The sequence below is a fragment of the Microbacterium sp. Be9 genome (assembly GCF_011754135.1).
Classification (GTDB): domain Bacteria; phylum Actinomycetota; class Actinomycetes; order Actinomycetales; family Microbacteriaceae; genus Microbacterium; species Microbacterium maritypicum_A.
The window spans coordinates 964,965-987,807 of the sequence record NZ_WNWT01000006.1; the positions used below are offsets into that span (position 1 = coordinate 964,965).

The 22,843-nt window shown below is 68.5% G+C and carries 19 protein-coding genes and 1 tRNA gene; 16 read left to right on the forward strand and 4 right to left on the reverse strand.

What is annotated here, in order from left to right; genetic code table 11:
• Window positions 1-57: 57 nt before the first annotated feature.
• Window positions 58-1,566, reverse strand: coding sequence for a PucR family transcriptional regulator (locus GLO27_RS15610; RefSeq protein WP_167255623.1), 1,509 nt, complete (start codon window positions 1,564-1,566; stop codon window positions 58-60).
• 99 nt (window positions 1,567-1,665) lie between these two features.
• Here GLO27_RS15610 and gabT point away from each other — a divergent pair, with 99 nt between their 5' ends.
• From gabT to GLO27_RS15645, 7 genes are all read left to right on the forward strand, one after another.
• Window positions 1,666-3,030, forward strand: a complete 1,365-nt coding sequence (gene gabT / locus GLO27_RS15615; RefSeq protein WP_029258916.1) for a 4-aminobutyrate--2-oxoglutarate transaminase — start codon at window positions 1,666-1,668, stop codon at window positions 3,028-3,030.
• 107 nt (window positions 3,031-3,137) lie between these two features.
• Entirely contained in the window at window positions 3,138-4,520 is a 1,383-nt protein-coding gene (locus tag GLO27_RS15620) for an NAD(P)/FAD-dependent oxidoreductase (protein WP_021201075.1), read from the forward strand.
• Window positions 4,520-5,404: a universal stress protein gene (locus GLO27_RS15625; RefSeq protein ID WP_021201074.1), complete on the forward strand. Its 885-nt coding sequence runs from the start codon at window positions 4,520-4,522 to the stop codon at window positions 5,402-5,404. Before GLO27_RS15620 ends, GLO27_RS15625 begins: the two co-directional genes overlap by 1 nt.
• Window positions 5,404-6,951: an APC family permease gene (locus GLO27_RS15630; protein WP_029258915.1), complete on the forward strand. Its 1,548-nt coding sequence runs from the start codon at window positions 5,404-5,406 to the stop codon at window positions 6,949-6,951. The genes GLO27_RS15625 and GLO27_RS15630 overlap by 1 nt, the downstream gene beginning before the upstream one ends.
• Before the next feature lie 22 nt (window positions 6,952-6,973).
• Complete coding sequence (locus GLO27_RS15635) at window positions 6,974-8,440, forward strand: NAD-dependent succinate-semialdehyde dehydrogenase (protein ID WP_029258914.1); 1,467 nt, start codon at window positions 6,974-6,976, stop codon at window positions 8,438-8,440.
• Between the two features lie 56 nt (window positions 8,441-8,496).
• Window positions 8,497-9,861 (forward strand): NAD-dependent succinate-semialdehyde dehydrogenase, encoded by a 1,365-nt coding sequence (locus GLO27_RS15640; protein ID WP_029258913.1) that lies wholly within the window; start codon window positions 8,497-8,499, stop codon window positions 9,859-9,861.
• Window positions 9,862-9,972: 111 nt separating this feature from the next.
• Window positions 9,973-10,410 carry a pyridoxamine 5'-phosphate oxidase family protein gene (locus GLO27_RS15645; protein ID WP_029258912.1) on the forward strand — a complete coding sequence of 146 codons (438 nt, stop codon included), beginning with the start codon at window positions 9,973-9,975 and terminating at the stop codon, window positions 10,408-10,410.
• A 16-nt stretch (window positions 10,411-10,426) separates the two neighbouring features.
• Here GLO27_RS15645 and GLO27_RS15650 read toward each other — a convergent pair whose 3' ends face one another.
• Window positions 10,427-10,597, reverse strand: coding sequence for a hypothetical protein (locus GLO27_RS15650; protein WP_167255625.1), 171 nt, complete (start codon window positions 10,595-10,597; stop codon window positions 10,427-10,429).
• A gap of 182 nt (window positions 10,598-10,779) precedes the next feature.
• Between GLO27_RS15650 and poxB the strand changes: the two genes are divergently transcribed.
• Entirely contained in the window at window positions 10,780-12,504 is a 1,725-nt protein-coding gene (gene poxB / locus GLO27_RS15655; protein ID WP_167255627.1) for a ubiquinone-dependent pyruvate dehydrogenase, read from the forward strand.
• 42 nt (window positions 12,505-12,546) lie between these two features.
• Here the strand turns inward: poxB and GLO27_RS15660 are convergent, their stop codons facing one another.
• Complete coding sequence (locus GLO27_RS15660) at window positions 12,547-15,345, reverse strand: hypothetical protein (RefSeq protein WP_167255629.1); 2,799 nt, start codon at window positions 15,343-15,345, stop codon at window positions 12,547-12,549.
• Window positions 15,346-15,368: 23 nt separating this feature from the next.
• A complete protein-coding gene (locus tag GLO27_RS15665; RefSeq protein WP_167255631.1) occupies window positions 15,369-17,192 on the reverse strand; it encodes an HSP90 family protein in 1,824 nt (607 codons plus the stop codon).
• Window positions 17,193-17,387: 195 nt separating this feature from the next.
• Between GLO27_RS15665 and GLO27_RS15670 the strand changes: the two genes are divergently transcribed.
• From GLO27_RS15670 to GLO27_RS15705, 8 genes are all read left to right on the forward strand, one after another.
• Window positions 17,388-17,460, forward strand: a tRNA-Trp gene (locus GLO27_RS15670).
• Between the two features lie 40 nt (window positions 17,461-17,500).
• The gene (gene secE, locus GLO27_RS15675) at window positions 17,501-17,773 is read left to right on the forward strand and encodes a preprotein translocase subunit SecE (RefSeq protein ID WP_021201065.1); all 273 of its coding nucleotides are present in this window, start codon (window positions 17,501-17,503) and stop codon (window positions 17,771-17,773) included.
• Window positions 17,774-17,813: 40 nt separating this feature from the next.
• Window positions 17,814-18,857, forward strand: coding sequence for a transcription termination/antitermination protein NusG (nusG, locus tag GLO27_RS15680; RefSeq protein WP_021201064.1), 1,044 nt, complete (start codon window positions 17,814-17,816; stop codon window positions 18,855-18,857).
• A 248-nt stretch (window positions 18,858-19,105) separates the two neighbouring features.
• Window positions 19,106-19,537 carry a 50S ribosomal protein L11 gene (rplK, locus tag GLO27_RS15685; RefSeq protein ID WP_017829145.1) on the forward strand — a complete coding sequence of 144 codons (432 nt, stop codon included), beginning with the start codon at window positions 19,106-19,108 and terminating at the stop codon, window positions 19,535-19,537.
• An 11-nt stretch (window positions 19,538-19,548) separates the two neighbouring features.
• Window positions 19,549-20,238, forward strand: coding sequence for a 50S ribosomal protein L1 (gene rplA, locus GLO27_RS15690; RefSeq protein WP_021201063.1), 690 nt, complete (start codon window positions 19,549-19,551; stop codon window positions 20,236-20,238).
• Between the two features lie 284 nt (window positions 20,239-20,522).
• Window positions 20,523-21,344 (forward strand): amino acid ABC transporter substrate-binding protein, encoded by an 822-nt coding sequence (locus tag GLO27_RS15695; RefSeq protein ID WP_029258909.1) that lies wholly within the window; start codon window positions 20,523-20,525, stop codon window positions 21,342-21,344.
• A gap of 3 nt (window positions 21,345-21,347) precedes the next feature.
• Window positions 21,348-22,013 carry an amino acid ABC transporter permease gene (locus GLO27_RS15700; RefSeq protein WP_029258908.1) on the forward strand — a complete coding sequence of 222 codons (666 nt, stop codon included), beginning with the start codon at window positions 21,348-21,350 and terminating at the stop codon, window positions 22,011-22,013.
• Entirely contained in the window at window positions 22,000-22,803 is an 804-nt protein-coding gene (locus tag GLO27_RS15705) for an amino acid ABC transporter ATP-binding protein (protein ID WP_292774693.1), read from the forward strand. Before GLO27_RS15700 ends, GLO27_RS15705 begins: the two co-directional genes overlap by 14 nt.
• Window positions 22,804-22,843 lie beyond the last annotated feature (40 nt).

A 22,843-nucleotide genomic window follows, 5' to 3' on the forward strand; every position in this document is an offset into this window, starting at 1 on the left:
CGCGCGGGGTGCGAGCAGGAAGCACGTGGATGATCGGGAGCGTGCAGCCGCCCCGGCTCAGTCGCGGGCGGTCTGCAGGATCGTCCAGAGCTCGGCGCGGGCGGGGAAGGTCGACAGGTCGACGTCGAGCAGCGCGCCCGCGTGGGCGATGCGGGAGCGCAGGGTGTGCCGATGCACTCCGAGCGCGACCGCGGCGGATTCCGCTTTCGCGTCATGCTCCAGCCAGGTGCGCAGCGAGCGTTCGAGCTCGGCGCCGGTACGGGCGTCGTGCTCGCGCACCGGGGCCAGGCGCGATTCGGCGACGAGGCGCGCCTCGTCGGTCGCGAGGGCCGTGAGGATGCTCGACCCGACGGTGTCGGAGTAGCGGGCGACCCCGTGGGTGCCCTGCTGACGCAGCGCCGTGAGCGCCTGCGCGTGTGCCCGGGCGAACGAGTCGTACCCTTCGGGATCGGAGACGCCGATGCGGATGCCGAAGCGGGCGGCGACCTCGTCGAGCAGGGCCTCGTCTCCGGCTGAGACGCACATCGTCACCCCGTCCTCGGATTCGGCGAGGAAGATCGAGGTCCCGTGCTCGGCGCGGTGCCGCTCCCACCAGTCGGAGAGCGGCCCTGCCGGCGCGTCGGCGGCGACGGCCACGAGCACGGGTGCGGTGGGCAGGCTGCCCAGCACCCTCCTGGCCAAGGTGGGGTCGTCGGCGAGGAGTGATCTGAGGAGCTGCGCGTGCAGGCGACGACGACTGCGGGCGAGCTGCTCGCTCTGCTCCATCGCGAGTCCTGCCATGGCGATCACCGAGGTCACGACCGACCGGGCTTCGGGATCGAGCGTATCGACGGCGAGGGCGATGACGCCCCGCAGATGCCCGCCGCGGCCGACCGTGAACAGCATGAACGAATGGTCTTCGATGCTGAGCGACTGCCCCGCCTCGAGTCCACGGGTCAGGATCTCCACCGCGCGATTCCCGAGCTCGTCGAGCACACGGGCCTCCACCGTTTCGCGAGGGTGGGAGAGGGTGAGCGCTCCGGCGGCGTCGAACATCCCGGCCCAGACGCCGATTCGCCGCCCGAGTTCGGCGATCGTCGCATCGAGGCCGTGCGGTCGGAGGGCGGCGAGAGCGAGGGCACGCTGCGTGTCGAGGGCCCAGGACCGTCGGGCATACGCCTGAGCCGCGATCGCCTCGGAGTGCGCGCGGGCGACGGCGATGAACGGGGTGCGGTACGGAACGGCGAACAGCGGCATCCCGTGCGCGGCGCACGCGTCGACGAGCTCTTCCGGGATGCCGGATCGGTGCACCTCGGTGCCGAATCCCAGACCGATCACCCCGCGGTCCGCGAGCCGTCCGACGTACGTGTCGATGCTGACGGCTTCGTCGAACTGGGTTCCGGTGGTCAGCAGCGCCAGGTCTTCGGACAGGAACGGGGTGGGGTCGGCGAGATCGGAGCTGTGCACCCAACGCAGCGGGCGGTCGAGTGCCCCATCGGGGATGTCGCCTTCGCGGGGGATCAGAGAGAGCCCGAGATCGCGACGCTGCAACAGGGCGCGCAGGGTCGGCTGGGCGGTGACGACCACGGTGACCTCCGGCGAGTTGTACGAGCGGGCGATTTGCTTCTCCAGATTGTACAGACCGGTGAGTGCAGCCGGCTCGGTGGCCGCCGTACGCTCGCGAACATGGCACTCCTCGACACCGCAGCCCCCGCAGTCCCTCTCGGCGGACCCGACCTCCCCCAGGAGCGTCGTCTGGTCACGGATCTTCCCGGCCCCCGTTCCGCCGAGATCCTCGCGCGCAAGGCGGATGCCGTGGCAGCGGGCGTCGGACACACCGTTCCGGTCGCCGCTGTCGCCGCCGGTGGTGGCGTCGTCGTGGACGCCGACGGGAACTCGCTCATCGACCTCGGCTCCGGCATCGCCGTGACCACCGTCGGCAACGCGCACCCCAAGGTCGCCGCGGCCGTCGCCGCTCAGGCCGCGCAGTTCACCCACACCTGTTTCATGATCTCGCCCTACGAGTCGTACGTCGGCGTCGCCGAGGCGCTCAACCGCGTGACCCCCGGTGACTTCGCCAAGAAGAGCGCCCTGTTCAACTCGGGCGCCGAGGCGGTCGAGAATGCGATCAAGATCGCCCGCAAGCACACCGGTCGCCAGGCGGTCGTCGCCTTCGACCACGGCTACCATGGCCGCACCAACCTAACCATGGCGCTCACCGCCAAGTCGATGCCCTACAAGAGCGGTTTCGGCCCCTTCGCGCCCGAGGTCTACCGGGCGCCGATGTCGTACCCGTTCCGCGACGGACTCGATGGACGTGAGGCCGCGGCCCGCGTCATCCTCCAGCTCGAGAAGCAGATCGGCGCCGACAACCTGGCCGCGGTCATCATCGAGCCCATCCAGGGCGAGGGCGGCTTCATCGTCCCCGCCGACGGGTTCCTCCCCGCGATCGTCGAGTGGTGCCGCGCGAACGGCGTCGTGTTCATCGCCGACGAGGTGCAGACCGGCTTCGCCCGCACCGGGCACATGTTCGCGAGCGAGATCTTCGGCATCGAGCCCGATCTGATCACCACGGCCAAGGGCATCGCCGGCGGCCTCCCGCTCGCTGCGGTCACCGGTCGCTCCGAGATCATGGACGCCTCGCACTCGGGCGGCCTCGGTGGCACCTACGGGGGCAACCCCATCGCCTGCGCCGCAGCCCTCGCCTCGATCGACGTGTTCGAGAACGACGGCGTGATCGAGCGGGCGCGCGAGATCGGCACGATCCTCATCGACCGCCTCACCGCGATCCAGCAGAACGACCCGCGCGTCGGCGACGTCCGCGGCCACGGTGCGATGATCGCCGCCGAGTTCGTCGACCCCGAGACCAAGGCGCCGAACGCCGCTCTCACGGCCGCCGTCGCCAAGGCGTGCATCGCGCAGGGCGTCATCGTCCTCACCTGCGGAACCTACGGCAACGTCATCCGCTTCCTCCCTCCGCTCTCGATCGGCGACGACCTGCTGAACGAGGGACTCGACATCGTCGCCGCCGCCCTGGCCGCCGCCGAATAGCATCCGGGCCGCACTCCCGTGCGGCCCGACCCCCTGTCCGGTCGCGACCCCAATCGGGGGATTTCGGGTCGCGACCGGCACTACTTCCCCCAACGAAGGAGTTGCAGATGTCTGAGATCACCCGCGACGTACTCATCATCGGCGCCGGAGCCGCAGGGCTCACCGCCGCGAACGACCTGCGCAAGGCCGGCCTGTCGGTCGCCGTGCTGGAGGCCCGCGACCGCGTGGGCGGACGCCTGTGGACCGACGTCATCGACGGCGCCATGCTCGAGATCGGCGGTCAGTGGGTCTCGCCCGATCAGGATGCGCTCAAGGACGCCATCGAAGAGCTGGGCCTCGAGACCTACAGCCGCTATCGCGAAGGCGACAGCGTCTACGTCGGCCCCGACGGGAAGACGCACCGTTTCACGGGGGAGATGTTCCCCGTGTCGCCGGAGACCGAGGCCGTGATCGCCCGGATCACGGGCATCCTCGACGCCCTGGTCGCCGAGATCGACCCCGATCAGCCGTGGGCGCACCCGAACGCCGAGGAGTGGGACTCGATCACCTGGGACGCCTGGCTGCGCTCGCAGACCGATGACGACGAGGCCGTGCGCAACCTGGCCTTCGCCACGGGATCGGCGATGCTCACCAAGCCCACGCACTCGTTCTCGCTGCTGCAGTCGCTGCTGATGGCCGCATCCGCCGGTTCGTACTCCAACCTCGTCGACGCCGACTTCATCCTCGACAAGCGCGTGGTCGGCGGTCTGCAGCAGGTGCCGCTGCGTCTCGCCGAGCGCCTGGGCGACGACGTGCTGCTGAACCAGCCGGTCCGCAGCCTCGAGTGGTCGGACGCGGGGGTCGTCGCCACCACCGACGAGCTCACGGTCCGCGCCCGCCACGCGATCCTCGCGCACGCGCCGGTGCTGTACAGCCGTATCTCCTTCGATCCGCCGCTGCCGCGTCGTCAGCACCAGCTGCACCAGCATCTCTCCATGGGCTTCGTCATCAAGGTGCACGCGGTCTACGATCGTCCGTTCTGGCGCGAGCAGGGTCTCAGCGGCACCGCGTTCAGCCCGTACGAGCTGTCGCACGAGGCGTACGACAACACGAACCACGGCGACGAGCGCGGCACCCTGGTGGGCTTCGTCTCCGACGCCAACGCCGACGGCGTGTTCGAGCTCTCTGCCGAGGAACGCAAGGAGCGCATCCTCGAGTCGCTCTCGCACTATTACGGCCCAGAGGCCAAGAACCCGGTCGTCTACTACGAGAGCGACTGGGGCAGCGAGGAGTGGACGCGTGGTGCCTATGCCGCGAGCTTCGACATGGGTGGCCTGCACCGTTACGGCGCCGACCTGCGCACGGCGGTCGGCCCGATCCACTTCGCCTGCAGCGACATGGCCGGAGCCGGGTACCAGCACGTCGACGGTGCGATCCGGATGGGACACCTCGTCGCATCCAACATCGTCGATGCGAGCCGCGAGTCCGGCGCTGTCGAGAGCAGCAGCTGATGACCGGCTCGGTCGTCGTGGGGTACACGGCGACGGATGCGGGAGCGGATGCCGCGGCGCTGGGCGCGCGCATCGCCCGCAGCCTGGGCGCGACCCTGCACCTGGTGATCGTGCTGCCGAACGAAGGAACACGCAACGCCGCGGTGCCGCCGGAGCGCGCCTATGAGGAGCACATCCGGTCGCAGGCCAGGAAGTGGCTCGCCGACGCCGTCGTCCGGCTGCCGCAGGAGCTGACCCGCAGCGGTCATGTCCGGTTCTCCGAGTCGTTCGCCGAGGGGCTCATCGCCGCTGGCGAGGAGTTCGGCGCCCGGGTGATCGTGATCGGTGCGGCGGGCGGGGGCATCTTCGGACGCCACCGGCTCGGCAGCGTCGCCTCCGAGCTGCTCCATTCGTCGACCATCCCGGTCGCACTGGCTCCGGTGGGCACCGCCCAGCAGGACGACCACGTCATCCCGCGCGTCACGGTCGCCGTCGGATCGAGGCCGGGCGCCGATGCGCTGCTCGACGAGGCTGTCGCCCTCGCCGGCGACAGCGGCGTCGACCTGCGCCTCGTGTCCCTCGTGCCGTTCGATGTGCCCCCGGGGCTCGATACGGGCGCGATCCGCACGGTCGGTGACGACCACGGGCAGGAGGTCCTCGCGATGGCGACAGAGCTGCTCCCCGACGGGCGCACCGCCGCCGTCGAGAAGGCTCCGGGCGACACCGTCGAAGATGCGGTCGCGAACCTCTCCTGGCTTCCCGGCGAGGTGGTCCTGGTCGGCTCCAGCAGGCTGGCGCAGCCCCGTCGTCTCTTCCTGGGCTCCACGGCGGCGAAGATGCTGCACGAGCTGCCCGTCCCCATGATCGTCGTCCCGCGCACCCGCAACGAAGCAGGAGAACGCTGATGAGCAGCACCAACCGGGCGACGGAGCCCGAATCCGGTGTCACGACCGGGATCTCCACCAAGGGCCTGAGCGCCGGAACGGTCGGCCTGATCGGCGCGGTCGTGATCGGCATATCGTGCATCGCACCCGCCTACACCTTCACCGCCGCCGTCGGCCCTGTGGCCTCCACGGTGGGGTCGCAGATCCCCGCGATCATCCTGGTCGGCTTCATCCCGATGCTCCTGGTCGCCTTCGGGTACCGCGAGCTCAACAACCGGATGCCCGACTCCGGCACCTCGTTCACCTGGGCGGCCCGCGCCTTCGGTCCGTGGGTGGGCTGGATGGCGGGCTGGGGCCTGGTCGTCGCCACGATCCTCGTGCTGTCCAACCTCGCGGGCATCGCCGTCGACTTCCTCTTCCTGCTGATCTCGCAGATCACGGGCAACCCCGACATCGCCTCCCTCGCGAGCGTCACCTGGATCAACATCGGCGTGTGCCTGCTGTTCATGCTCGGGGCGACCTGGATCTCGTACCGCGACATGCAGACGACCCAGAAGCTGCAGTACTGGCTCGTCAGCTTCCAGATCCTCGTCCTGCTCTTCTTCGCCGGTGCGGCGATCGTGCAGGCCGTCAACGGCAACGGCTTCGACTACCAGCCCTTCGATCTGAACTGGTTCAACCCGTTCGCGATCTCGTCGTTCAGCGCCGTCGCCGCCGGACTCTCGCTGTCGATCTTCATCTTCTGGGGCTGGGACGTCACCCTCACCATGAACGAGGAGACCAAGGACCCGGAGAAGACCCCGGGTCGCGCGGCCACCGTCACGGTGCTGATGATTGTCTCGCTCTACCTGCTGCTCGCGGTGGCGATGATCATGTTCGCCGGTGTCGGCACCGGTGCGCTGGGTCTCGGCAACGAGGACATCCAGGAGAACGTGTTCTTCCACCTCTCCGGCCCGATCCTCGGCCCGCTCGCCTTCCTGGTGTCGCTCGCGGTGCTGACCAGCTCGGCGTCGTCGCTGCAGTCCACGTTCGTGGGACCGGCGCGCACGCTGCTGGCGATGGGGCACTACGGCGCCCTGCCCAAGTCGTTCGCGAAGGTCAGCCCCCGCTTCTTCACCCCGGGGTACGCGACCATCATCTCCGCCATCGTCGCGTCGGCCTTCTACGCTGTGATGCGCGTCGTGAGCGAGGACACGCTGTGGGACACCATCCTCACGCTCGGCATGATGATCTGCTTCTACTACGGGATCACCGCCTTCGCGTGCGTCTGGTACTTCCGCAAGCAGTGGTTCGACTCGACGAGGAACTTCTTCTTCACGTTCCTCTTCCCGCTCGTCGGCGGTGCGATCCTCGCGGTGCTGTTCTTCACGACGCTGATCGACTCGATGGACCCGGCCTACGGCTCGGGTTCTCAGATCGGCGGCGTCGGCATCGTCTTCATCCTCGGAATGCTGATCATCGGCGTCGGCATCGTCGTCATGGTCTGGAACGCCATCAGACGGCCGGCGTTCTTCCGCGGTCAGACGCTGAGCATCGACGCACCTCCCAGCCGACGCACGCGCTCCTAGCCCTCCTCACAGAAAGAGAATCATGAGCACTCAGACCGAACAGGCGCTCCTGGACAGCATCCCCACCGGCCTCTTCATCGGCGGTGAGTGGATCGACGGCGAGACCGGCGGCACGTTCGACGTGCAGGATCCCGCGACCGGTGCCGTGATCCGCACGATCGCCGACGCGACGCCCGCAGACGGCATCCGCGCCCTCGATGCGGCCGTCGCCGCGCAGGACGCGTGGGCCGCGACGGCTCCGCGCGTGCGCAGTGAGATCCTCCGCCGGGCATTCGACCTCGTGCAGGAGCACAAGGAGGACCTGGCGCTGCTCATGACGCTCGAGATGGGCAAGCCGCTCGCCGAGGCGCGTGGCGAGGTCGGCTACGGCGGCGAGTTCCTGCGCTGGTTCAGCGAGGAGGCCGTGCGCATCAGCGGCCGCTACGGCATCAACCCCGAGGGCACCGGTCACATGGTCGTGTCGCAGCGCCCGGTCGGACCGTCGTTCTTCGTGACGCCGTGGAACTTCCCGTTCGCGATGGCGACGCGCAAGATCGCTCCGGCACTCGCGGCCGGCTGCACCGTGGTGATCAAGCCCCCGGCACTCACGCCGCTGACGACGATGTACTTCACGAAGCTGCTCGAAGAGGCCGGCCTTCCCGCCGGTGTCGTCAACGTCGTGCAGACCTCGAAGTCGAGCGCGCTGTCGGCGCCGATCATCGCCGACCCGCGTCTGCGCAAGCTCTCCTTCACGGGCTCGACCGAGGTCGGACGCAAGCTCATCGCCCAGGCGGCGGAGGGCGTGCTGCGCGTGTCGATGGAACTCGGCGGCAACGCCCCGTTCGTGGTGTTCGACGACGCCGACCTCGACAAGGCCGTGGACGGTGCGCTGGCCGCGAAGTTCCGCAACATCGGACAGGCCTGCACGGCGGCGAACCGTTTCATCGTGCACAAGGACGTCGCGGGCGAATTTGCCAAGCGTGTCACCGAGCGCGTCAACGGCATGAAGATCGGCCGTGGCACCGAAGAGGGCGTGGCGATCGGACCGCTCATCGACGCGGATGCCGTCGCGAAGGCCGGCGAACTCGTCGACGATGCGGTCGGTCGCGGTGCGACGCTGCTCGCAGGTGGCAAGGCTGTGGAGGGCACGGGCACGTTCTACGAGCCGACCGTGCTGACCGATGTCGTCGCGGGAAGCGCGATCCTGCGCGAGGAGATCTTCGGACCGGTGCTCGCGATCGCGACCTTCGAGACCGAGGAAGAGGCCGTGCGCCTGGCGAACGACACCGAGTACGGACTCGTGTCGTACGTCTTCACCGAGAACCTGCAGCGCGGTCAGCGGATGATCGACGGGCTCGAGACCGGCATGATGGGTCTCAACGTGGGCGTTGTCTCGAACGCGGCCGCACCCTTCGGCGGCGTCAAGCAGTCCGGCGTCGGCCGCGAGGGCGGCTTCGAGGGCATCCACGAGTACCTGTCCACCAAGTACACGCTGATCCCGGTCTCCTGATTTCCGATGCGGGGCCCGCGCGTCGGGCCCCGCACCACCACACGAGAGGACATGTCATGACCGACTACGCCGTCACCAACCCCGCCACCGGAGAGACGCTGGCGTCCTTCGACACGTTCACGGATGCCCAGATCGATGAGGCGGTCGCCGCCGCCGACGAGGCCCACCGCGAGTGGTCGCGCTCGTCGACGGTCGCCGAGCGCGCGGCCCTCGTCCGGCGTGCCGCCGAGCTGCACCGCGAACGCCGCGAAGAGCTCGCCGACATCTTCGTGCGTGAGATGGGCAAGCCCCGCGAGGCTGCCCTGGGCGAGGTCGACTTCGCCGCCGACATCGCCGAGTACTACGCCGACCAGGCGGAGTCGATCATGGCCGACCAGCCGATCGCGATCCTGGGGGAGGGGTCGGCCATCATCCGCCGTTCCTCGCTCGGCCCGCTCGTCGGCATCATGCCGTGGAACTTCCCGGCGTACCAGATCGTGCGCTTCGCCGCTCCCAACCTGATCGTGGGCAACACGATCCTGCTCAAGCCCGCCCCGCAGTGCCCGGAGTCGTCGACCGCGATCGAGAAGATCTATCACGATGCCGGATTCCCGAAGGGCGCCTACCAGAACGTCCTCGCGACGAACGAGCAGATCGCGACGATGATCGCCGACCCGCGCGTGCAGGGTGTCTCGCTCACCGGATCAGAGCGCGCCGGTGCCGCGGTCGCCGAGATCGCCGGACGCAACCTCAAGAAGGTCGCACTCGAGCTCGGCGGCTCCGACCCGTTCATCGTGCTCTCCACCGACGACCTCGACGCCACGGTGCAGGCCGGCGTCGATGCGCGCCTCGACAACAACGGGCAGGCGTGCAACGGCGCGAAGCGCTTCATCATCGTGGACAGCCTGTACGACGCCTTCGTCGAGAAGTTCACGGCGGCGATGGCGGCCGTCGAGGCGACCGATCCCATGCTCGACGACACGGTCCTCGGTCCGGTGTCGTCCGAGACGGCTGCGGTCAACCTGCAGAAGCAGATCGACCAGGCGGTCGAGCAGGGAGCGACGCTCCTCACCGGCGGCACCCGTGACGGCGCGTTCTTCGCTCCGACCGTGCTGGCTGACGTGACGCCCGAGATGAACGTCTACCGCGAGGAGCTCTTCGGCCCCGCCGCCGTCGTCTACCGCGTGGCGGATGAGGACGCGGCGGTCGAGCTCGCGAACGACACCACCTTCGGTCTCGGCTCCTACGTCTTCACGACGGATGCCGCGCAGGCCGAGCGCGTCGCCGACAAGATCGAGGCGGGCATGGTCTACGTCAACCTCGTGCTCGCCGACAGCCCCGAGCTGCCGTTCGGCGGCGTCAAGCGCAGCGGCACGGCCCGCGAACTGGGTCACCTGGCCGCGGACGAGTTCGTCAACAAGAAGCTCATCCGCATCGGCTGAGCGCACGATGAACGGCCCCTCGCAGAACGCGGGGGGCCGTTGTCGCATCCACCACCGAATGCGGGACGGATGCCCTGTCGGTGGGGACATCGAGTGGGAGACAATGGCGGCATGAGCGCGCACACCGACCCCATCGAGATGCTGACCACCGACCGGAGCCGGGAGCTGCTCGGCACGCAGGAACTGGGAAGACTCGTCACCCACGTCGGGGACACGATCGACATCTTCCCGGTGAACTACGTGGTCGACGGCGACGGCATCCTGTTCCGCACGGCGCCAGGCAGCAAGCTGTTCGAGCTGACGGTGAACACCGACGTGCTGTTCGAGGTCGACGATCATACCGACACGGACGCCTGGAGCGTCATCGTCCGCGGGCACGCGACCGCTCTGGAGGCGGATGCGGACGTGCACCGCGCGGATGCCGCGGGCCTTCGCCCCTGGATCCCCACCCTCAAGCGCGTCTACGTGCGCATCGACCCGACGTCGGTCTCCGGGCGGGCGTTCCGTCGCAGTGCAGAGCCGGACAGGGATGGTGCTCAGGAGTACTGAGCGCCACTCGTCGCCCTCAGGCGGAGAAGAGCTTCAACTCCTCGGGAGTGAAGTAGTTCTGGGTCACGTCCGTGATGCGCACGAGGTACTTTCCCCGCTTTCCGTCGATCGAGACGACGGTTCCGACATTGCCGGTCATCGTCGGTCCGGTGATCTGCACGGTGTCTCCGATGGCGAAGTCGCTCATTCTGCATCCTCTCGTCGTGCCGTGACCCCGGATGCGCCGGCGAGCGTCTCGGCTTCTTCTGATGCTTCGAGGCTAGATCGCGCGTCGAAGCGGCGACAGTGTCGGATGTCGGCAGTTCGAGTGACATCTGTCACGGTCGTCCGACGAGCCTCAGCCCCGTGCCTCGGGCGTAGGGTCGAAGCATGGCAAACGTCGCTGAGAACATCGTCAAGACTCTGCACGCCAACGGGATCGACCGTGTCTACGGCATTCCCGGGGACTCGCTGAACGGCTTCACGGATGCGCTGCGCAAAGACGGCACGATCCGATGGGTGCATGTGCGGCACGAGGAATCCGCCGCGTTCGCCGCCGCCGCCGATGCCGCAACCACCGGCGAGCTCGCCGTCGTCGCCGGATCCTGCGGGCCTGGGAACCTGCATCTGATCAACGGCCTCTACGACGCCAACCGCTCACGTGTTCCCGTGCTCGCGATCGCCGCCCACATCCCCACCACCGAGATCGGAACCGGATACTTCCAGGAGACGCATCCGCAGGAGCTCTTCCGCGAGTGCAGCGTCTACGTCGAGTACGTCGCCGATCCGAAGCAGATGCCGCGCCTGATGGAGATCGCCATGCGTGCTGCCATCGAAGAGCGCGGGGTCGCGGTGCTCGTGATCCCCGGTGACGTCGCCCTGGCAGACATCGCCGACGACCGTGCCGTCGTGATCGAGCGCACCCGCCCGGTGGTCGTGCCCAATCCGGCGGAGCTCGAGAAGGCGGCGACGCTGTTGAACGCCGCGAAGAAGGTCACGATCCTCGCCGGAGCCGGCGTCGAGGGCGCGCACGACGAGGTCATCGCGCTCGCCGACACACTGGGTGCTCCCATCGTGCATGCGCTCCGCGGCAAGGAGTTCATCGAGTACGACAACCCCTTCGACGTGGGGATGACGGGGCTTCTCGGCTTCGCTTCGGGCTTCCGGGCCATGGAGGCCGCCGACGCGCTGCTGGTGCTGGGCAGCGACTTCCCGTACGAGCAGTTCTACCCCGACAACGCGACGACGATTCAGGTCGACATCCGTGGTGCCCAGCTCGGCAAGCGGCATCCGCTCGATCTGGGGCTGGTCGGCGATGTGCGTGCCACGGCGGACGCACTGCTGCCTCGACTGGCGCGCAAGGACGACCGTACGCACCTCGACGATGCCACCGCGCACTACCGCAAGACTCGCAAGAAGCTCGACGAGCTGGCGGTGCCGGCCAAGGGCAAGCGTCCCATCCACCCGCAGTACCTCGCTCGCCTCCTGGACCAATACGCGGCCGACGATGCGATCTTCACGGCCGACGTGGGGTCGCCGACCGTGTGGGCGGCCCGATACCTCTCGATGACCGAGAACCGGCGACTGATCGGCTCGTTCACGCACGGCTCCATGGCCAATGCGCTGATGCACGGCATCGGGGCCCAGGTCGCACACCCCGACCGTCAGGTCGTGGCGCTCGCGGGTGACGGCGGCCTCTCGATGATGCTCGGCGAGCTGCTGACCCTGACGCAGAACAAGCTGCCCGTGAAGACCGTCGTGGTCAACAACTCGTCGCTGAACTTCGTCGAGCTCGAGATGAAGGCCGCCGGTTTCGTGACGTACGGGACGGGGCTGGACAACCCCAGCTTCGCTGCGATCGCCGAGGCGATGGGGATCTTCGCACGCCGGGTGGAGCGGAGCGAGGACCTCCCTGACGCCGTCCGCGAAGTGCTGGCCCATGACGGTCCCGCTCTGCTCGACGTGGTCACCGAACGGCAGGAGCTCTCCATGCCGCCCGCGATCGAGGCGGCGCAGGTCAAGGGCTTCGCGCTCTACGCGATCCGCACGGTCATGTCCGGGCGCGGCGACGAACTCCTCGATCTCGCGAAGGCCAACTGGCGCCAGCTCTTCTGAGACGGCGCCCCCAGCGACGACGCCGTCTCGCCGGCCCTGCGCTCAGCTCTCCAGGTGCGCGCGGATCTCGGCGGCTTCGCCGTGACGGCCGAGTGCCTCGAGCACGTTGCCGAGCTCGAGGGCCGACACCTGCAACAGCGGCGCGTGTCCGGCCGCGTGCTCGATGGCGCTGCGGTAGACCGGGACCGCGTCGGCTGAGCGCTCGTTGCCGGCGAGCACCCGCGCCGCGAACAGCTCCGAGCCTCCGGCCGAGCCCAGGTCTCCGAGCGCTGCGAAGCCGTCGGCCGCGGTGAGAGCAGCCGAGACGGCTTCATCGACACGGCCGAGCTCGGCCAGCGCCCGTGCGCGCGAGTCGGTCACATCGGCGAGCAGCCACTCGGCCTCGTGCTGCTGCGCGAGGGCGGCGACCTCGTCGAAGAGCCCGAACGCCCGCTCATCGCCGCGTCCGCCGTAGGCCTGGCCGAGACTGTGCAGAACCTCGGTGAGCGCGCCGACGGCTTCGGGCGCGCGCCGTACGATCTCGGCGGCGGACTCAAGCAGGGCGATCGCATCGTCGTGCTCGTCGAAGCGCGCGAGGATCTTGGCCTGCTCCGTCATCGACATCGCCTGGTCCCCGTGCTCCTCGGCCTGCCCGAACAGTTCGGAGGCATAGCCGTGCGCACCGACCGACTGACCGAACTCGCCCGCGGCGCTCAGGGCGCGCGCGAGCATCGACACGGTCATGGCGCGCGAGCCGGCGGGGACGTCGGCCTCCTCCTCGCGCTGCAGCACGTCGCCGAACAGCTCTGCGGCTTCTTCTGCATCGCCGACACGCAGCATCGCGCGCGCGAGACGGAAGTCGAGTCCGGTCGTGTCCGCTCCGGCTTCGCCTCCCAGGCGCGCGGCGAGGCGGTAGCGCGAGACGGCTTTCTCCGGCTCGTCCGCGTCCTCCCAGAGGGCTCCGGCGAGCAGGTGCGCGTCACCGAGCGCGCGGGTCGCTCCCAGTTCGGCGAGCAGGCGGCAGGCCTCGTCGGCATCGGCCGCGCCCTCCAGGTACGTGTTCCCGCCGCCGCGCACGCGTGCGCGGGTCTGCAGCGCCTGGGCCCGGTGGCCCGCGCTGAGGTCGTCCTGAGCGAGGAAGCGGTCGAGCAGCGCGCTCCCCGCTTCGAGGTCGCCCTTGCTCAGCACGGCCGAGATGGCCAGCAGCGTCGTGGTGTTCGTCAGACGGGTGTCCTCGGCCTCGGCGAACGACCGCGCCGCCACCTCGGCGTGATCGAGCGCGGCGTCGGGTTCGCCGGACTGCAGGTGCAGGGCGGCGCGGCTGATCGCGAGGTCGCCGCGCGTCCAGGCGGGGAGATGCTCGGAGGCGCCGATCTCCTCCTCGAGGGCGGCGGTCGTCTCCGGGGTGTTCAGCCCGAACGTCGCGAGGCCGAGACGTTCTTCGAGATCGGCCTGCACATCGCGACCGGCCGCGCGCAGTGCGGCGACACGCTCCGGGAGGAGCTGCAGAGCCTCGTCGGCGCGATCGAGGGCGATCAGGATGCCCAGGCGCATCGAGAGCAACTGGGCGCGCTTCGCGGGGTCCTCGACCTCGAGAGCCCGGGGCAGGGCCTCGAGCGTCTCGTGCTCGGCGCCGAACTGGGCGAGCTGCATCGCCCGCTCGAACCATCCGTCCGCGTCGACCGGTGTGGTGGTGGGTGCCGCGGCGACGAACGCGTCGGAGCGGATCGGAACGTCGTACCGCTCGTCCGCCAGCGCCCGCATCCGTTCCAGGCTGCGGGCGTGCCCGTCCGTCCCGTCACGCCCGTCGAAGCCCGCTCCGATCCGCTCCGCAGCGGTCCACGCGGCTGCCGCGAGCTCGGCGGCGCTCCAGGTGCCGTCGTGCTCGCCGAAGAACGGGACGAGGGCGGCCGACTCCGCGCCGCGCACGGGAGTGTCGCCGTGTCCGACGGCCGTCACCCGGTCCAGCGCCACGGCGAGGGCCGCGAGCGCCGCGAAATGGGCGTCGACGTTCAGGCCGTCGTGCGCGAGCCAGGAGATGTGCTTCTCGACCAGTGCGAGCGCGCGCGCCTCGTTGCCGGTGAGGGCTGCGAACACGATGTTGTTGGCGACGATGCGAAGGTTGTCGGGGTTGTCCTTGGCCAGTCGGTAGCTGCGCAGATGCGCGGTCTTCGCCTCGTCGAGGCGTCCGGCACGCAGGTAGGGCAGGAGCACGCGCGAGAGGGCGTGCTCGGGCTCCTCTCCACAGGAGAATCCGCCCTCGATCATCTCCTCGACGAGCACGATCGCCTCGGCGTCGCGGTCGGTGTCGGCGAAGAAGCCCGCGATCTGACTGCGTCCGCAGGCGTCGCAGTGGCTGTGGTCGTCGCGCGGCGTCGCCTCCAGCTGCACGCGCAGCGCCTCGGCCTCGTCCATGCGACCGGCGTCCCAGGCGTCCTCGAAGCGCGCGGTGAGCACGCCGCTGACGCCGAGCCCCGCGGCGCGGTAGTGCGACTCCATGTCGTCGAGCACGGCGGCGATCTGCTCCTGCGAGAACGCGGGGGAGGACCGCAGCGACGAGGCCATCCACTTGAACTGCCACATCAGATCGGCTCCGCCGTTGTCGAGATCGGCCGGGAAGCGCTGCGGGTCGGCATCGTGATGGGCGAGGCACCACGCGAACGAGTTGAGCATCACGTCGGTGGCGCCGTTCATGTTCGCCGACGCGGTCTGACGCATCCGAGCCTCGTACTCGAGCCGCTCGTCGCCGATCTCGATCGCCAGGGCGACGGCCTCGGAGACCAGCGCCTGCTCTGCGGGCCCCCAGGGGGTGCGATCGATCTCCTCGATCAGCTGCTGGAAGCGCTTCTTCGGACGTGCCATGGAGGGGACCTTTCGGTGGAGAGTCAGCGGGCGTCGCCGAAGGGGATGGTGTCGCCCTCCAGACCGGCCGAGAGCGAGACGAGGTCGGCGAGGGCGCTGGTCATCAGCGTCCGGTCGGCGTCCGCGAGCGGATGGTGCCCGGCGAGAAGCGCCTGGATGTAGAGGAGCTGCACGGTGCGCGCGAAGACGGCGTCGTCCTGCACGCGCACCAGGGCGCGCACGACCCGATTGGACCAGTTCAGGCACAGGCGCGCGCGCAGATCGTCGTCGCGGGCGGATGACAGGGTCTGGTCGATGCGATGCAGTACACCGCCCCAGAGGGCCCCGGTGACGCCCTTGGTGCGTCCGCGGTCGATCGCCCGCAGCACCTCGGGGTCGGCCACGTAGAGCCCGGCGAGATCGGGGCGGTCGATCGACCGGACGACCACGGAGCAGTCGGATGCGTCGAGCACGGCACCGGCGCGCGCTTCGAGGGCGACGGCCGCATCGCGGTCGTCGAGGGGTGGCGGATCGAGACGATCGAGTTCGCCCGTGACATCCACCTTTTCGACGGAGACGTGCGGGTAGAGGTCGGGCAGCATCCGGATCAGATCGGCGTCGTAGAGGTAGCCGCCGTTGACGAGCACCTCATCGGAGGGGGAGATGCCGGCCACCTGGCGGAATTCGTCCACGCTCTGCGCGTAGCGGATGTGCGGGTATCTCTCGACGAGGTCGCCGATCCGCACCGTGCCGTGCGTCGTCTCGACCGTCAACCAGCGGGAGATGAAGTGGGCGAGCTCCTCGTCGTGGCGCACCAGGGATTTGAGGCCGACCTCGTGCACGGCGACGAACTGCGCGAGACGATGGGGTTCGCGCAGCCCCAGCTCGAGCACCCAGCGGCGGATGCCGGCGCCCAGCTGCTCGCGCACGCGTTCGAGCGCCGCGTCCTCGACGAGCGATTCCCTGCTCGCGGTGGGAGCGAGGCCGGTGGAATCGATCACGGCGCGCACGAAGAAGGCCCAGTCGGGGAGCACGTCGTCGACGCGCTCGGAGAGCAGCATCCGTCCCAGGTACATGCGCGTGGCCTGGCGTGCACCGGGAGGAGGGGCGAACGGCAGCACGTACGCGAGGCCGCGCGTGCCCGTGGCGGGCTCGCTCAGCTCGATGACGTCGAGCGGACTCGCTCCGAGGAGATCCCGACCGTAGCCGACCGCGGCTTCGGGGTCCTGCGCGGCGTCGAGGAACGGAGCGTCTCGGGTGATGTCGATGTCGCCGGCGGCGGCGTCGATCGTGACGCGCACCGGCAGGAACTCCCCGAACGTCGTCGCCAGCTCGTGCACGGCGGCGGGGCGCAGCAGCTCGTCGGCGTCGAAGCGCGGGACGAGGTGCACACTGGTGCCGATCGGCAGCTCCTCGTCGATCTCGGCCACCTGGAACGTGCCGTCGGCACTGCCGGTCCACTCGACCGAGGCGCCGCCGCGGGCGCTGCGCGAGCGGATGACGATCGTGTCGGCGACCATGAAGCAGCTGAGCAGACCGATGCCGAACTGCCCGAGGTAGTCGCTGCGGGGGAGGTCGAAGATGTCCCGCTTGGAGCTGCGGCCGACCGTCGCCAGCAGATCGGCGACCTCCGTGGCGGTCAGCCCCACGCCGTCGTCGCGCAGCACGAACTCGCCGGTCTCGGCGGTCAGCGGAGTGATCCGGATGCGGCCGCCGCCACCGTCGACCTCGCGGCGGGCGGTGATCGCGTCGCGGGCGTTCTGCAAGAGCTCTCGCAGGTACACGCGAGGACTGGAGTAGATGTGCCGGCTGAGCAGATCGACGACTCCGCGCAGATCCACCTGGAACTGCTGCACTTCAGCGCTCACCGGCGCTCCCTCCTCCTGCATACGCTCGCTGAGCCTAACAAGAACACGCCATCGCGATCCCGGTTCGGCGCGACCGGATCGATGCCGTATGCTTGTGGGGCAGTTGTTGTCTGCATTCTTTCGCCATGCCTGGGGTCTTCCGATCGCGGCTACGGTGGCAGAGTGGGGAGAACACCCCGAGACCTCCCGGTCTCTAGGGCGGTAGCTCAATTGGCAGAGCAGCGGTCTCCAAAACCGCAGGTTGCAGGTTCGATTCCTGTCCGCCCTGCGCGTCAGCGCAACGCTGACACACGAAAGGTACATTCAGGATGGATCAGGACGAACCGCGCGGCGAGGTCGTCGCGGCCGGCGCCACCCGCGAGAAGAAGGGCAACCCCTTCTCCCGGTTCTTCGGGAGCATCGCCCTGTTCATCCGCCAGGTCATCGCCGAGCTCCGCAAGGTCGTCACCCCGACTCGCAAGGAGCTGTTCAAGTTCACCGGGGTGGTGCTCGTCTTCGTGATCATCGTCATGGGCATCGTCTACGGCTTGGACTTCGCCTTCGGGCTCTTGGCGCACTGGGTGTTCGGAATCCCTGGCTGATGACCCCCGCGGCTCGCGCCGCAGCTATGGAGAAAACAACGTGTCTGAACGATATTCCGACGACGCCGACTGGGCGACCGCCGCAGAGCAGTCCAGCGAGGAAGACGAGGCCCAGGAGGGCAACGTCCTCGCTGAGGAAGAGCTCTCGGTCACCTCGGCCGAACACGTCGCGGTCCACGTCGAAGATGAGGACGGCGAAGAGGATGACACGGCTGACATCGACATCGACATCGACGACCCGGAGGCGGACGCGATCGTGAACGACGCTCTCAACCTGGACGAAGCGGCTGAGTCTGAGGCTGCCGCTGAGGTCCTCAACGAATCAGTGGCCGAAGAAGTCGCCGAGCAGGAGGCGGAGGCGGCCGACGAGGTCACTCCCTACGACGGTCCCGAGCTCGGCGCTGACGACGCGCAGGCCGACGAGGACTCCTCGACGGACGAAGACGACGAGGACGCCGAGGAAGACCCGTACGAGGCCTTCCGCATGGACCTCCGCATGCTCCCGGGCAAGTGGTACGTCATCCACTCCTACGCCGGTTTCGAGCGCAAGGTGAAGGCCAACATCGAGCAGCGCAAGTCGACGCTCGAGGTCGAGGACGAGATCTACCAGGTCGAGGTCCCGATGGAAGACGTGGTCGAGATCAAGAACGGCCAGCGCAAGATGGTCACCCGCGTGCGCATCCCCGGCTATGTGCTGGTGCGCATGGAGCTCACGGAAGACACCTGGTCGGTCGTGCGGCACACCCCGGGTGTCACCGGCTTCGTGGGCAACGCCCATAACCCGACGCCGCTGCGCTTCGAAGAGGCCTTCAACATGCTGAAGTCGCTCGTCGAGGTCAAGGACGTCCCCACGGCCAAGAACATCGCGTCGAAGGGCGGCGTCGCCGTCGCTCGTCCCCTGCCGGCCGAGGTCGACTTCGAGGTCGGCGAGACCATCACGATCAAGGAGGGCTCGTTCGCGGGTCTTCCCGGTTCGATCAGCGAGATCAAGCCCGAGAGCGGCAAGCTCACGGTCCTCGTCTCCCTCTTCGAGCGCGAGACCCCGGTGGAGCTGTCGTTCGACCAGGTCACCAAGATGGTCTGACACACATTCACACGAGAACGGCCGTCCCTCTCGGGGCGGCCGTTCTTGCGTCGGGCAGGCGCCTCTTGCGTCGGGCAGGCGTCCGTTGCGCCGCTGAGCGGCCGTGGCCGGCAGGACTCCTTCTGATCGGGTAGACTTGTGTGGTTTGTGCGACGCTTCGGCGTGCGCGGAGACGACCACGTTCCGGAACCGCCGGATCTGTGGGAGAAGCGGATGCTCCGGCATCCGATTCGATGAAAGGAAAGAGAATGGCACCGAAGAAGAAGGTGACCGGCCTGATCAAGCTTCAGATCAACGCCGGTGCAGCCAACCCGGCGCCGCCGATCGGCCCCGCGCTCGGTCAGCATGGCGTCAACATCATGGAGTTCTGCAAGGCGTACAACGCCGCGACCGAGTCGCAGCGCGGCAACGTCATCCCCGTCGAGATCACCGTCTACGAGGACCGCAGCTTCACCTTCGTCCTGAAGACCCCGCCTGCTGCGGAGCTCATCAAGAAGGCCGCCGGCGTCCCCAAGGGCTCCGCGACCCCGCACACCGTCAAGGTCGCGAAGATCACCAAGGACCAGGTCCGTCAGATCGCCGAGACCAAGCAGGCCGACCTGAACGCGAACGACATCGAGGCCGCGATCTCGATCATCGCCGGCACCGCCCGTTCCATGGGCATCACGGTCGAGGGCTGAGGAGAATAATCATGGCTACCAAGTCCAAGGCTTACAAGGCTGCCGCCGAGAAGATCGAGGCAGACCGTTTCTACACCCCCACCGAGGCTGTCGCCCTCGCGAAGGAGACCGGCTCGACGAAGTTCGACTCGACCGTCGAGGTCGCGCTGAAGCTCGCCGTCGACCCCCGCAAGGCAGACCAGATGGTGCGCGGCACCGTCATCCTGCCCCACGGCACCGGTAAGACCGCCCGCGTCATCGTCTTCGCCACCGGCCCCGCGGCCGAGGCTGCGATCGCCGCAGGTGCAGATGAGGTCGGCGGCGCCGAGCTCATCCAGAAGGTCGCCGATGGCTGGACCAACTTCGACGCCGCTGTCTCCACCCCGGAGCTCATGGGCCAGGTCGGTCGTCTCGGAAAGGTGCTCGGACCGCGTGGTCTGATGCCGAACCCGAAGACCGGCACCGTGACTCCGAACCCGGCCAAGGCCGTCGAGGAGATCAAGGGCGGAAAGATCGAGTTCCGCGTCGACAAGCACGCCAACGTGCACTTCGTCGTCGGCAAGGCATCCTTCACCGCAGAGCAGCTGAACGAGAACATCGGCGCAGCGCTCGAGGAGATCGTCCGCCTCAAGCCGTCGAGCTCGAAGGGCCGTTACATCCAGAAGGGTGCGGTGTCGACCACGTTCGGCCCCGGCATCCCGCTGGACGTCAACTCCATCTGAGTCTGACTCTCTGAAACGCCCCCGGGTTCGCCCGGGGGCGTTTCTGCGTCCTGCGCAGACCTCGTTCCGGTCGCACTTCCTGCCGCATCATCGACTGCTGAGCGGCAGGAAGTGCGACCGGAACAGGGCTGGCGCTCGAACGGGGCAGGGCCCCGAGAGGGCAGGCCAGACCCGCGAAACGCAACGTCATCGGATGCGGCGATCCGCCGAGCGCCACGTACTGTGGGGGAGTTCCCGCGTCGGTCGCGTAAACTCGCACCGCGCTTCACACCCCAGGAGGGTTCATGTCCCGTCGTCTCATCGCCGTCACCGCACTCGTCGTCGCCGCCGCAGCCCTGACCGCCTGCAGCGGGTCGAGCACGCCCGCGAGCACCTCGGGCAGTGGCGAGAGCTCCGCGAGTTCGGAGTACGGTCTCGCGAAGGACGGCACGCTCACCGTCGGAACCGAGGGCACGTATCGCCCGTTCAGCTTCCACGGCGACAACGGCGCCGGTGACCTGACCGGATACGACGTGGAGATCATCGAAGCCGTCGCCGACAAGCTCGGCCTCGAGGTGAAGTTCGAAGAGACCCAGTGGGATGCAATCTTCGCGGGCCTCGACGCCGGACGCTTCGACGTGATCGCCAACCAGGTCACGATCAACGACGAGCGCGAGGCGAAATACCTCTTCAGCACGCCCTACACGGTCTCGCCCGGCGTCATCGTCGTGAACGAGGATGACGACTCGATCTCGTCGTTCGCCGACCTCGAGGGCAAGACCACCGCACAGTCGCTCACGAGCAACTGGAACGACCTCGCCACTGAATCGGGTGCCAAGGTCGAGGGCGTCGAGGGCTGGGCGCAGGCCGTCGAGCTCCTGCGTCAGGGCCGCGTCGATGCGACCATCAACGACAAGCTGACGTTCCTCGACTACGAGACGACCAACAGCCCGACCGGTCTGAAGATCGCCGCCGAGACCGAAGATGCCGGCGAGCAGGCCTTCGCGTTCACTAAGGACAAGGAAGCGCTCGTCACGGCGGTCGACGGGGCGCTCGACGAGCTGCGTGCGGACGGAACTCTGGCCGAGATCAGCAAGAAGTACTTCGGCGAAGACGTCTCGCAGTAATCGATGGAGAACCCCTGGCAGCTGTTCCTCGACTCGCTCGGGCCGATCGCCTGGGCGGGTCTGACGGCGACGGTGCCGCTCGCACTGGCATCCTTCACGCTGGGACTCGTCATCGCCATCGGCATCGCGCTGATGCGGATCTCCGTGAACCCGATCCTCTCGGGCGTCGCGCGGTTCTACATCTCGGTGATCCGGGGGACGCCGTTGCTGGTGCAGCTGTTCGTGATCTTCTACGGCATGCCGTCGATCGGGATCACGATCGATCCATGGCCGAGCGCGATCATCGCGCTGTCGCTCAACGTCGGCGGCTACGGCGCCGAGGTGGTGCGTGCGGCCATCCTCTCCGTCCCGCAGGGGCAGTGGGAGGCCGCGTACACCGTGGGGATGAACCGCACGCGCACGCTCACGCGCATCATCCTGCCGCAGGCGGCGCGGGTGTCGGTGCCGCCGCTGTCAAACACGTTCATCTCCCTCGTGAAGGACACCTCGCTCGCGTCGCTGATCCTCGTGACCGAGCTGTTCAAGGTGGCCCAGCAGATCGCGTCGACGACCTACGAGTTCATGGTGCTCTACCTCGCCGCGGCGCTGGTCTACTGGGTGTTCTGCCTGGTGCTGTCGTTCGGACAGAGCGCCCTCGAGAGGAGGCTCGACAGTCGTGTCGCGCACTGACAACACTTCAGAGGCTCTGCTCACCGCCCGTGGCCTGCACAAGAGCTTCGGTGACAACGAGGTGCTCCGCGGCATCGATCTGACTTTGCACCGTGGCGAGGTCGTCGTGCTCATCGGCCCCAGCGGCTCGGGCAAGACGACGGTGCTCCGTGCGCTCAACGGGCTGGAGACGCCCGACGCCGGCACGATCGTCGTCGCGGGCGGCCCGGAGATCGACTTCTCGCCCGCCGTGCAGCCGAAGCCCCGCGTGCAGAAGCAGAAGCGACTCGCGCTGCGCGACCGCTCGGCGATGGTGTTCCAGCACCACAATCTCTTCCCGCACCTGACGGTGCTCGAGAATGTCATCGAGGGGCCGTGGCGGGTGCAGGGGCGGCCGAAGGCCGAGGTGGTGGCCGAGGCGCTCGCGCTGCTCGACCGGGTCGGTTTGGCCGACAAGGCGGATGCCCGCCCGCACCAACTCTCCGGAGGGCAGCAGCAGCGCGTGGGAATCGTGCGCGCGCTCGCGCTCAAGCCCGACCTGCTGCTGTTCGACGAGCCGACCAGTGCGCTCGATCCGGAGCTCGTCGGCGAAGTGCTGCTCGTGATCAAGGAGCTCGCGGACGAGAACTGGACCATGGCGGTCGTCACCCACGAGCTGAGCTTCGCGCGCGAAGCCGCCGATCACGTGCTGTTCATGGACGGCGGCGTCGTCGTGGAGCAGGGGCCGCCGGCTGAGATCTTCAGCGCACCGAAGCATGAACGCACGCAGCGATTCCTCACCCGCATCATGCGGCCGCTCGACGGGGCCTGATCCGGCGATCTCCTCGCCCTGTGCGCCGATCGGTGGCAGG

Excerpts from the sequence above, each read along its gene's own strand:
- GLO27_RS15695 (WP_029258909.1), top strand. The coding sequence starts at position 20,523 with ATGTCCCGTCGTCTCATCGCCGTCACCGCACTCGTCGTCGCCGCCGCA.
- GLO27_RS15700 (WP_029258908.1), top strand. The coding sequence starts at position 21,348 with ATGGAGAACCCCTGGCAGCTGTTCCTCGACTCGCTCGGGCCGATCGCC.
- GLO27_RS15620 (WP_021201075.1), top strand. The coding sequence starts at position 3,138 with ATGTCTGAGATCACCCGCGACGTACTCATCATCGGCGCCGGAGCCGCA.
- rplK (WP_017829145.1), top strand. The coding sequence starts at position 19,106 with ATGGCACCGAAGAAGAAGGTGACCGGCCTGATCAAGCTTCAGATCAAC.
- GLO27_RS15660 (WP_167255629.1), bottom strand. The coding sequence starts at position 15,345 with ATGGCACGTCCGAAGAAGCGCTTCCAGCAGCTGATCGAGGAGATCGAT.
- GLO27_RS15625 (WP_021201074.1), top strand. The coding sequence starts at position 4,520 with ATGACCGGCTCGGTCGTCGTGGGGTACACGGCGACGGATGCGGGAGCG.
- GLO27_RS15630 (WP_029258915.1), top strand. The coding sequence starts at position 5,404 with ATGAGCAGCACCAACCGGGCGACGGAGCCCGAATCCGGTGTCACGACC.
- gabT (WP_029258916.1), top strand. The coding sequence starts at position 1,666 with ATGGCACTCCTCGACACCGCAGCCCCCGCAGTCCCTCTCGGCGGACCC.
- GLO27_RS15635 (WP_029258914.1), top strand. The coding sequence starts at position 6,974 with ATGAGCACTCAGACCGAACAGGCGCTCCTGGACAGCATCCCCACCGGC.
- rplA (WP_021201063.1), top strand. The coding sequence starts at position 19,549 with ATGGCTACCAAGTCCAAGGCTTACAAGGCTGCCGCCGAGAAGATCGAG.
- GLO27_RS15650 (WP_167255625.1), bottom strand. The coding sequence starts at position 10,597 with ATGAGCGACTTCGCCATCGGAGACACCGTGCAGATCACCGGACCGACG.
- GLO27_RS15640 (WP_029258913.1), top strand. The coding sequence starts at position 8,497 with ATGACCGACTACGCCGTCACCAACCCCGCCACCGGAGAGACGCTGGCG.
- secE (WP_021201065.1), top strand. The coding sequence starts at position 17,501 with ATGGATCAGGACGAACCGCGCGGCGAGGTCGTCGCGGCCGGCGCCACC.
- GLO27_RS15645 (WP_029258912.1), top strand. The coding sequence starts at position 9,973 with ATGAGCGCGCACACCGACCCCATCGAGATGCTGACCACCGACCGGAGC.
- poxB (WP_167255627.1), top strand. The coding sequence starts at position 10,780 with ATGGCAAACGTCGCTGAGAACATCGTCAAGACTCTGCACGCCAACGGG.